We start from the raw sequence: 10,592 nt of genomic DNA, 5'->3' as shown, positions 1-10,592 counted from the left end.
CCCCCTGCTCCCTGCCCCACACCTCAAGTCCTGCCAGCCAAATTAGCAACTACCGCTGCTAACTCCGCAGGATTGACAGGTTTGGGAATATGTAGCTGAAATCCCGCTAACAAAGCTTGGGTACGATCTTCTGCTCTGGCATAAGCTGTGACAGCGACTGCGGGAATTTTTCCTCCCTGATGACTGGGTAGACTTCTGACTTTACGAATTAGTGTATAGCCATCTTCTTGGGGCATTCCAATATCACTGATTAATATATCTGGGTGAAATTGTGATATGGCTGTCATTGCTGCTGGTACAGAAGCAACGGCCATAGCTTGAGCGCCATATTGTCCCAAGATTGTGGTCAATAAATGCCGCGCATCTGCTTCATCATCAACTATTAGTACCCGTAAACCTTGCAGAATGGCTAATTGTTGTTGAACAAAGTCATTATTCACCAGAGATTGCTGTTGCTCGGAGGTGTTATATTCAGCAGTAACAGCTTTCATCGGTAGATTGACAGTGAAGGTTGCTCCCTGTCCTAATCCTGGGCTGGTAGCAGCAACTGTGCCTCCATGTAATTCTACTAAGTGACGGACGATTGCTAATCCTAGTCCTAGTCCCCCGTGCGATCGCGTGGTTGAGCTATCAGCTTGGCGAAAGCGTTCAAATACATGAGGTAAAAAATCAGGATCAATCCCCGCTCCGGTATCAATGACTTGAATTTGCACACGGGAATTGATGCGTTTTAGCTCAACCTGAACTTTTCCCCGCTTAGGTGTGAATTTGACAGCATTGGAGAGCAAATTCCAGACAATCTGTTGCAAGCGGTTAGCATCACCTATCACTACCCCCACTTGTGAGTCAAATTCAGACTCAATCGTAATTTCTTTGGCATCTGCGGCTGGACGCACAGTGTCTATGGCTGCTGTCACCACTGGGATCAGTTCTACAGGATGCAAATTCAAGCGCAGTTTGCCGCAAATAATCCGCGACACATCTAAAACATCTTCAATTAGCTGTGCTAAATTGCGGCTATTGCGATCAATGGTATCCAATGCCCTAGCAGTGGTAATTTCATCAAACTTGCGGCTTTTGAGTAATTGAGTCCACCCCAACATGGCATTCAAGGGGGTACGGAGTTCGTGGGAAAGTGTGGCTAAAAATTCATCTTTGATGCGGTTAGCGGCTTCTGCTTCAGCTCGTGCAGCTTGTTCTCGTTTAAGCAGTTGTTCTCGTTCTTGTTCTGCTTGCTTGCGTTCTGTAATGTCAATCATGAACCCATGTAATTGCTGGGGCCCATCTGCATTTCTCACAACGTTAACAATGTCATATAACCAGATCACTTTGCCATCAGATGACAACATTCTATACTCAAATTCGTAATTATCCTGAGATTGAGAACTTTCTATACAGAAGTTTATCACCCATTCTTGGTCTTCTGGGTGGATATGTTGTACCCAGAACTTATCGGTGTACCACTCGTTTATGGCATAGCCGAGAATATCTTCTGTTTGGGGGCCTACATAAGTAAAATTACCGCTTGTAGGATCTGCTTCCCAAGGAATTACACGCACTTTTTCTGTGAGTTTGCGAAATCTTTCTTCACTTTGTTTGAGATCTGCTTGTGCTTGCTTTTGTTCAGTAATATCTCTAATTAGGGCAACAAATCCCTCAACTTTACCTTGCTGATTAAATTGGGGAATATAAGTCACCATTTTATTATGTTTTCTGCCGTTTTGATGAAATACTTGGGTTTCGTAGGTTACTTGCTGTCCTGAAAGTACAGTTTCTACATAGGGAGAAATTGACTGATAAAGGGATTCACCTAAAAGTTCTTTCAGATGCTTACCATACATTTGGGAAGCGGATATGCCAAACCATTCTTCATATCTTTTGTTATTAAAACGATAACGCTGTTGAGCATCCACATAGGAAATCTGTCCTGGTAAAGAATTGGTAATTAGGCGCAGTTGTTCTTCTTGTTGACGCAGTCTTTGTTCAACTTGTTTTTCCTCGCTTATATCAAGGACAAAGCCAATAATTTGATCATTATTAGTTTCTAATAAAGTCAGGCCAATCAGAACACTAACGCGACTCCCATCTTTACGGATGTATTCTTTCTCAAAAGGCTGACAAACTCCTTTATTTTTGAGTTCTACTGCTGCGCGATCGCTCTTTTCCCTATCTTTTGGAAGAGTCATTTCTCGGCAGTTAATTCTTCCTGCTAGTAGTTCCTCGTGTGTATAACCTACTATTTTTAAAAAAGTATCATTTGCTTCCAAAATATTGCCGTTGATATCAGCAATTATCACCCCGATAATATTTGCATTTCTCAAGCTTCTAAACCGGGATTCACTCACAGACAGCTTCTGGACAATTATTTCCAAGTGCTTTTTGGCAGTACGTAATTCGGAATTAAGCCAACTGATAAATAGTGTTACTAATATAAAAAAGCCTAGCCTGATTACATCCTCGTGAGTCTCAAGATACAGTGAAAATGTAGGCGTGATCAAAAAGTAGTCAACAGTTAAAACAGACAAAACAATAGCCAATACCCCTGGCTTGATACCACCGTGCCAGTTAGTGAGTGCTATAGCCGCAAAAAATAGCATAAAAATCGTTGATTGCCGCAATGGCTGTAACATAAGTGTTAGTACCAAGGCAATACCAACAGATAGAATGGCTACAGCATATTGTGATAAAAGGGAGACTCTTCCTTTCAATGCGGCATCTCCTTTAGAAAAATAATCTACTGGAAATTGTCTACAAATTAGTTTAAATATATAGGAATCCGGTTTTTTTTATGAAAACATTAAGTATTGTCACTAATGCACCCTAGGTATATGTATGGCTAGACCACGCAAGCTATCAAAAATCAAATAGTAGTCCTATATATCCATAGCTCTATTCTGATTATGCAATAGGAAAATATAAAGCTCTAATTTTCGGACTATGAATCTATCTAAAGTAGTAAGTACCTGAGAAAAATTAATTCAACATTCTTGGAACAAAAAAATCTCTGTAGGGAGCATCCCAATTTTGCAACAATAAACGCAGCAATACTAAAAACTCTCTTAAACTGCAAGCATGGCTGCGCTTGTCGCGTAGCGTGGACTTAGCAGTTTATTGATGGTTAAACTTTGCACCTAAGAGTAAATACGTGAGCATTTCTCCTTTACCTTTGACTTTAATTAAGCCGCGTTTTTTCAGAAAATACTTTTCTTGTAATAAATGATAGCTGGCTTCACAAACCTGAATACAACCTGCTATACCATGAGATTCCATTCTACTTGCAGTATTGACTGTATCTCCCCATAAATCATAAGCAAATTTTTTCAACCCAATTACCCCTGCTACTACAGGGCCTGTACTAATACCAATACGAATACGAAATGATTGGTTTTGTTGTTGGTTAAATTGATTAACAGCTTGTTGCATATCCAAGGCCATATTCGCTATGGCTATGGCATGATCACTACGATGATTAGGTAAACCGGCAACGGCCATGTAAGCATCACCAATAGTTTTGATTTTCTCGACTCCGTGACGTTCTGCTAACTGGTCAAATAAGCAGAATATTTCGTTTAATAATTCAACTAGTTGTGGTGGAGAAGTGCAACTAGAAAGTTCTGTAAATCCAACAATATCTGCAAATAAAACAGTTACTTCTAAAAAGCTATCAGCGATAGTAGTCGGTTGTAGTTTTAATTGTTCAGCTATTACTTCTGGTAAGATATTTAAAAGTAGTTTTTCTGATTGTTGCTTGGCTATTTCTATTTCCTGTCTAGCCCGAAATTCATTTTTCCTTAACTTTTCATATAGATAAACAGAAAAAACACAAATTATGCTTGTCCAAAATAAATAAATTCCATGTTCAACGTAAAAATATAATGGCTGGCTAAATTGAGGACGGTAAAGTAAATACAGGATTGCGTAACATATAAGTGTACCAATTTGAGAAATTAAATGCAGTCGCCATAATACTGGAACAATTGTTGCTTGGGTGATAAACATTAAATTCCAAATATTAGTAAACGGTTCTACATAATTAAACAAAATTGCTGTATCAATTTGGGTCACGCAAGTTCCACACCAAGACAAAGCTAAAAAAATCATGTGTGGGTAACGACGACCAAGAGGAGTTTTACATAAAAACCAACAAATTAAAATAAAACTTTCAAGTATTAACCCAATTTTAAAGGCGTAGATTTTTTCATTTGGCTGCTGATTTACCCACATAAAAAAAACAGTAAGTGTTAAACCTACCAGCAGCATAATTTGGGTTTGCAATTTTAGGCGTTTGATCAGGAACTGTCGGCGCTGTTCTCTGTAAGATTCAACAAAGCTTGCATCTATTTGCCAGTCGGATATTTCTGGGGTAAATAGATCCTCTAGTTGGGTTATGCCAAAATCTCTTTTGGGAATCATGCACGTTTTGGGTTATGAGTAGTGAAGTGTGAACGAGTTGGGAGGAAACCTAACATGGGTCGCAACCCCACTTTAACTTTTGATCGTGGTACGTTAATTTTACACCCACCACCACGCAGTAAAGCTTGGATAGATTATGCAACATGGGATGATAGAATCGAAAAATTCCGTATTCCGGCGATTAGATATCGTTCTTTAGTCGAGGCATTGCAAGCAGAAGATACAGACTTCACGGATGAGGCTAAGGGATTTTATCCCTTGGATTTGATTCCCAGTTTGGAAATGACTCCCTATCCCCACCAAAATGAGGCTTTAGCGGCTTGGAAATTGGCAGGAAGACAGGGGGTTGTGGTGCTACCCACGGCGGCTGGTAAGACTTATTTGGCACAAATGGCGATGCAAGCGACACCGCGCACAACATTGATTGTTGTACCAACTTTGGATTTGATGCATCAGTGGTATGCACATTTAACAGCGGCTTTTCCTGATGCCAAGTTGGGTTTGCTGGGGGGTGGTTCACGGGATCAGACACCGATTTTGGTTGCTACTTATGACAGTGCGGCTATTCATGCGGAAACTTTGGGTAATAAATATGCTTTGATTATTTTTGATGAATGTCATCATTTACCCACAGATTTTAATCGAGTCATTGCTGAATATGCGATCGCACCTTATAGGTTGGGACTTTCTGCTACACCAGAACGCACCGATGGTAAACACGCTGATTTAAACATTCTCATTGGTAGAGAAGTTTATCGCCAACGTGCTGAAGATTTGGCGGGTAAGGCTTTAGCAGAACATCAAATTGTGCAAATTAAGGTCAAGTTATCCCAATTGGAACGGGAAAAATACAATCAGCTAATTCAAACCCGCAATGATTTTTTAAAGCAATCACGGATTTCTTTGGGAAGTCTGCAAGGTTGGCAAACTTTTGTGCAAATGAGTGCGCGATCGCAAGTCGGACGCAGAGCTATGTTAGCACACCGACAAGCAAAAGAAATCGCTCTGGGGACTGATGGTAAATTAAGAATTCTCATTGATTTATTGGCTGAACATTACCCCTCAAGGGTGTTGATTTTTACGGCAGATAATGCTACTGTCTACCGCATTTCTCAAGATTTGTTAATTCCGGCTATTACTCATCAAACTCCGGTGAAGGAAAGGCACGAAATTTTAACAAAATTTAAGGAGGGTGAATATAATACTTTGGTCGCTTCTCATGTTTTAAATGAGGGTGTTGATGTTCCTGCTGCTTCTATCGCCATTATTCTTTCTGGTACTGGTTCAACTAGGGAATATATTCAGCGTCTGGGGAGGGTTTTACGGAAGGGTAATATTGAAAATAAACAGGCGATTTTATATGAAGTCGTGGCTGAGGATACTAGTGAGGAGGGAACTTCGGCGAGAAGAAGAGGGGAGCAGAGGAGCAGGGGAGCAGAGGAGCAAGGGAGCAATGGAGCAGAGGAGCAGAGAAGCAGAGGGGAGAAGAAAAAAAGAGGTAATTTACAGGTTGTTTATGGGGGTGGGAAAGAAAGAAGTGTTAAGGCTGCTGAACAGTTAGAAATTAATTATTCAACTACTAAAAAAGATGTTACCAACGGAGTTACTGATTCATCGTCAAAACGGGGAGGAAATTATCCCGAAGAGACTGAAACTTGATGATAAACATTTGGGTTTGGCAAGTGATTTGATTGGTTTTTTTAAAGCCGCTGTTGGTAAATCTCAAGGGGTTCTTGAACGTCAATTGGCAGATTTTGAAGGTGATACTACTGACTATCGCATGAAGCGGGGTCTGGCTTACATTCTTAAAAGTAGTTTCTGCACTTTTGAAGTTGTTAGTCCTCTTGAACCACTAATGTTAAGGGAACGGGTTTTTGCTTTGGCTGCAAAGTCTGTTCCTAGTCGGGAAGCAACGGAAGTTACTTTAAAAAAGATTGCTGATGAGTTGAGTCAGGAATTACAGCAGGAAGTTTTACCAATTCAAGTACGTGATGGTCTTTATGCTGATTTATCTGAAAATAAAATTTTAACTGCTTTTGATGCTCCTAAACCAGAAGATTTATTACATCGTTATAATTTGTCTCAGGTGCAAGGTGTATTTTATAAAGCTACGCAATTGGTGTTAAATGCTCACCGCAATGTCCCAGGAGAATATAAGTTGTTATTTCGTTATTTGAAGTTGTTTCAATTAATGGCTTATATTGAAGGTGATGCTGACCACGGTTTTACTATTAGTATTGATGGACCGACAAGTTTATTTACTCCTAGCACCCGTTATGGTTTAGCAATAGCTAAGTTAATTCCGGCTTTGCTTCATGTCACTAAATGGAGTTTAGCAGCAACTTTGCAAACACGGGATTTTTATACAAATGAATGGAAAACTGGCAGATTTACTCTCAATTCTGAATGTGGTTTAGTTTCTCACTATCCTAAAGGTAAGCCTTATGATAGTATGTTAGAACAATCTTTTGCTGATAAATGGGATAGTTTAAAAAGCGGTTGGATATTAGAACGAGAAGTGGATTTAATTCCCATACCTGGTAGTGTGATGATTCCTGATTTTCGTTTGGTGCATCCTGATGGTAGGACTTTTTTATTAGAAATTGTTGGTTATTGGCGACCTGAATATTTACAAAAGAAGTTTTCTCAAGTGCGTCGTGCTAATTGCGATAATTTGATTTTAGCAATTTCCGAAAGATTGAATTTAGAAAAAGCAGGTGTGAAATTAAATGATGTACCTGCCAGAATTGTTTGGTTTAAAGAAAAGTTATTACCAAAAGCAGTTTTAGCAGTGATGGAATAATTGAGTTGGGTAATTGACAATGGTCTGCGTAGCTTCTCTTGACTCCTGACTCCTGGAATTATTAGAGAATGTCTTAAAAGTATTGTTGAAAACAAATAAACATGAAAAACCTAACCCACCGTCCCTACAAGGGAATGGGGTTTCAAAGACTCTCTCCTTGTAGGGGAGAGGTTTGGAGAGGGGTTTTTAGTATCCTTCAGGACTTTCCAAACATCCTCTTACAGTATTAGCGTATTTTTTAGATGTTCCTGTTTCTCAACTTCCTCAATTAGTGAGTGTCAATGATTGAGAATAGGAAAATCCATCATTACGAATTACGAAATAATTGGTGGGCATTGCTCACCATACAATATTTTTTTATTTATCAATTATTTTAATTTTTTCTTAAGAATTTAATCAAAATATATTACATTTTTTTATACTTTTCAGAATTTTTATAAAGGAAAATTTAATTATTTAAATAACTTAACTAAAGACCAGCATTATTATTAACTTATGTAGTTTGAAATACAATTCTATCTATCGTATTATTTATATTTCTTAGGGTTAATATTATGTTTATTAAAATACTCAAAACCATGAACGCTAAAATAACAGCTACCTTCGCAATTATAGCGGCTCTTGTTGGGGTCAACAGCACCGTTTATGCACAGTCCACAGAAAATCCCCAACCAGGAAGTTTTACTTTAAGCGGAGATTCTTTAGTTAACATTAACAATCGCAATTCCGAAAATGATTTTGGCAAGTTTTTTGACCAACAAAATCAAGGCAGTATTTCTAATACCACAGGGACAGAAAATACAGTTTCTACAGAATTGCCATTGAGTGAGTCAATAACAATTCCTTCTACTCCTATATTTCTACAACCGGCATATCAAAATCTCAATGAAAATGACGGGTTACAGTTGCAGTTAGATTTGAGTGATGGTAATTGATACTCTTCAACAAAAAACTCCACCGCACCCCGCACATTAAGGACTAATGTTTAATTAGTTCTATGCCTAATTTGCTTCCTATTTCCATAACATTGTTTGTAAAGTCTGTCATACCTGCTATCGGGGCAGCAGCTACACTAGCAGCAGTTAATAAAGCTACTAGACGCTTTCTGAGTTTGGGTAAATTGCGTTCTGGTTCTGCCTTTTTAATTTCTGCTTCTACATCATCAATATCAATAATAATATCGTCGTGGATTTCTGGGGGAAATTGGGCAGCAGTTTGACGCATAGTGCTGATGATTTGCATTAGTTCTGCTACGCTTGCGCCGTTTGTTTGAGTTAAGTCACCGACTTTTTGACTGGCGTTGTCTTTGATTTCGTTGCCAACATTGGCGATGCCTATTTGTGAGCCTGAAAAGTTGTTTGTGTTGTTTGTCACAGGTTTATTATTATTGTCAATATTGTTGTTAATTATAACGTTAACTCCCTGTGAATTAATTGTTTGTGATTTTCGACGTGATTCTAGTGATTCATAACCATCTAAAAGTTGACGCAAATCGAGTTCTAATTTTAATTTGCCGATAGTGACTATACTTTTACCCATGTCCTCAAGTCCTAAAAGTTCTTGATAGTCCAGGGGTGGATGTTTAGGATGGTCAGGGACGGGAACCCATTCTGTGATTTCCAGGTTGGGGAGGGTGTTGTGGATTTTTTGGAATTCATTACGGAGAATACCCAGAAATAAACGTCTTGTTTCTTTACGTCCGCTAATGGTGATAAAGATTTTTTTGTCTTCGGAGTCAGCTTTAATACGAGCGATGTTGTAGATTTCGTTGTATTGTTGATATTGCAACATTACCCCACTGCGCCAATAGATTGAGTTATAAATTTTGTCGTGGGTGTTAACAATAAAGCGAGAGATGATACTTTCCGGGAGAACTTTGTAATGGTATTGAAATTCCAGGGTTTCCCCTTCTAGTTCTGTTTCGTCTGGTTGGTCTTTGGGCAAAAGTCCCGCAATCAAGAATTTTGGTGGTTGACATTCTAGTTGAAAGCAAAGTTCAAATTCCTGCATCAAATTGATCAGATAGTCGTGACGCTGGGTAGGGTAACGCTTTGGGTCGAGGATGCGACTGATATCAGCGGGGGTGAAAATGCCTTTGCTTTTAGTTTTGAGAGTTTCATCACTCAGGAGTGCATAAATACCTTCTGTCACCCAGTTGGGTTTGAGGACGTTCAGATTTTTGAGGATGGGATGATCACGGTAGTTGAGAACTAAGCCAAGACGATGCAGCAAGTCAATCAGTTGTTCTTGGTTTTGTTCTTCGGGAATTTTATTTTGATAGCAGATGCCGATATAGTTACTGTAGGTAATGAAGTCTTGGGGCATGGTTTCCAGTTGTTGTTTAACCTCAAACCATGATAGGGGTAGAAGATCGTAGACTTCTTTGAGGTTGGCGATTTGCTGGAAAATAGCCCTGCGAAGTTCATCAATGCCGATATTATCTTGGCAGGAAGTTTCAATAATGTCTTGAATATTAGGATATTTTTGCCGTAATGCCTTGCGGTTAATGTCTAGGGGTTGTTCATCTTTTTTGTTACCAACAATAATTACGGGAGACTGGCCGCCAAAGCTTTCAATGAGTTTCAGCCAATATTCGATGCGGTTTTCTTCTTCGCTGGTGCGACAGTTGCAAACTAGGAGATAGAGACTACGCTTAGTCAGAAAAAACTGATGGGTGGCGTGATAAATTTCCTGGCCGCCAAAGTCCCAAACATTAAGGCGGATGTCTTTGCTATCTACCTGCACATTCCAAGTTTCTACATTGAGTCCGTCGGTTTGGGATTGATTTTTGTCATATTGATTGCGGATTAATCGCTGGATCAGGGATGTTTTACCGACGCTACCTTGTCCGACAAGCAAAAGTTTAGCTTCATGTAATGGCCGAGTTTCACTGGTGCGAATTTGCCTCAAGTAATTAAAAATCTCTTTTGCATCTTTTGTATCAAGAATTTCTAATGGTATCTGGGTGATTTGGTTGTGACTGAGGTCAAGCTGGGTGAGATTGGTTAATTTGGCGAGCGCCTCTGGTATCTGGGTGATTTGGTTGTGACTGAGGTCAAGCTGGGTGAGATTGGTTAATTTAGCCAGCGCCTCTGGTATCTGGGTGATTTGGTTGTTATAGAAGTGAAGCCTCGTGAGATTGGTTAATTTAGCCAGCGCCTCTGGTATCTGGGTGATTTGGTTGTTATAGAAGTGAAGCCTCGTGAGATTGGTTAATTTAGCCAGCGCCTCTGGTATCTGGGTGATTTGGTTGTGACTGAGGTCAAGCTGGGTGAGATTGGTTAATTTAGCCAGCGCCTCTGGTATCTGGGTGATTTGGTTGTGACTGAGGTCAAGCTGGGTGAGATTGGTTAATTTGGCCAGCGCCTCTGGTATC

The 10,592-nt window shown here is 39.5% G+C and carries 6 protein-coding genes; 3 read left to right on the top strand and 3 right to left on the bottom strand.

Features of this window, described 5'->3' with window-relative positions; all coding sequences use genetic code 11:
- Nucleotides 1-23: 23 nt before the first annotated feature.
- Both A0J48_RS24705 and A0J48_RS24700 read right to left on the bottom strand, forming a co-directional pair.
- Complete coding sequence (locus tag A0J48_RS24705) at nucleotides 24-2,708, bottom strand: hybrid sensor histidine kinase/response regulator (protein ID WP_200327236.1); 2,685 nt, start codon at nucleotides 2,706-2,708, stop codon at nucleotides 24-26.
- A gap of 400 nt (nucleotides 2,709-3,108) precedes the next feature.
- Nucleotides 3,109-4,413, bottom strand: a complete 1,305-nt coding sequence (locus A0J48_RS24700; RefSeq protein WP_200327235.1) for an adenylate/guanylate cyclase domain-containing protein — start codon at nucleotides 4,411-4,413, stop codon at nucleotides 3,109-3,111.
- A gap of 54 nt (nucleotides 4,414-4,467) precedes the next feature.
- On the opposite strand from A0J48_RS24700, the gene A0J48_RS24695 reads away from it, so the two are divergent.
- The 3 genes from A0J48_RS24695 (at nucleotide 4,468) to A0J48_RS24685 (ending at nucleotide 8,151) form a co-directional block, all read left to right on the top strand.
- On the top strand, nucleotides 4,468-6,072 hold the full coding sequence (locus A0J48_RS24695; protein WP_200327234.1) for a DEAD/DEAH box helicase: 1,605 nt from the start codon (nucleotides 4,468-4,470) through the stop codon (nucleotides 6,070-6,072).
- Nucleotides 6,002-7,216: a DUF790 family protein gene (locus A0J48_RS24690; RefSeq protein WP_200327233.1), complete on the top strand. Its 1,215-nt coding sequence runs from the start codon at nucleotides 6,002-6,004 to the stop codon at nucleotides 7,214-7,216. Before A0J48_RS24695 ends, A0J48_RS24690 begins: the two co-directional genes overlap by 71 nt.
- A gap of 578 nt (nucleotides 7,217-7,794) precedes the next feature.
- Entirely contained in the window at nucleotides 7,795-8,151 is a 357-nt protein-coding gene (locus A0J48_RS24685) for a hypothetical protein (RefSeq protein WP_234301140.1), read from the top strand.
- A 43-nt stretch (nucleotides 8,152-8,194) separates the two neighbouring features.
- Here the strand turns inward: A0J48_RS24685 and A0J48_RS24680 are convergent.
- The coding region (locus tag A0J48_RS24680) for a COR domain-containing protein (RefSeq protein WP_200327231.1) at nucleotides 8,195-10,592 on the bottom strand (2,398 nt) is incomplete at its 5' end.

It is taken from the genome of Sphaerospermopsis aphanizomenoides BCCUSP55 (assembly GCF_001586785.1).
GTDB lineage: Bacteria > Cyanobacteriota > Cyanobacteriia > Cyanobacteriales > Nostocaceae > Sphaerospermopsis_A > Sphaerospermopsis_A aphanizomenoides_A.
This window is presented reverse-complemented; position numbering and strand designations above follow the sequence as displayed.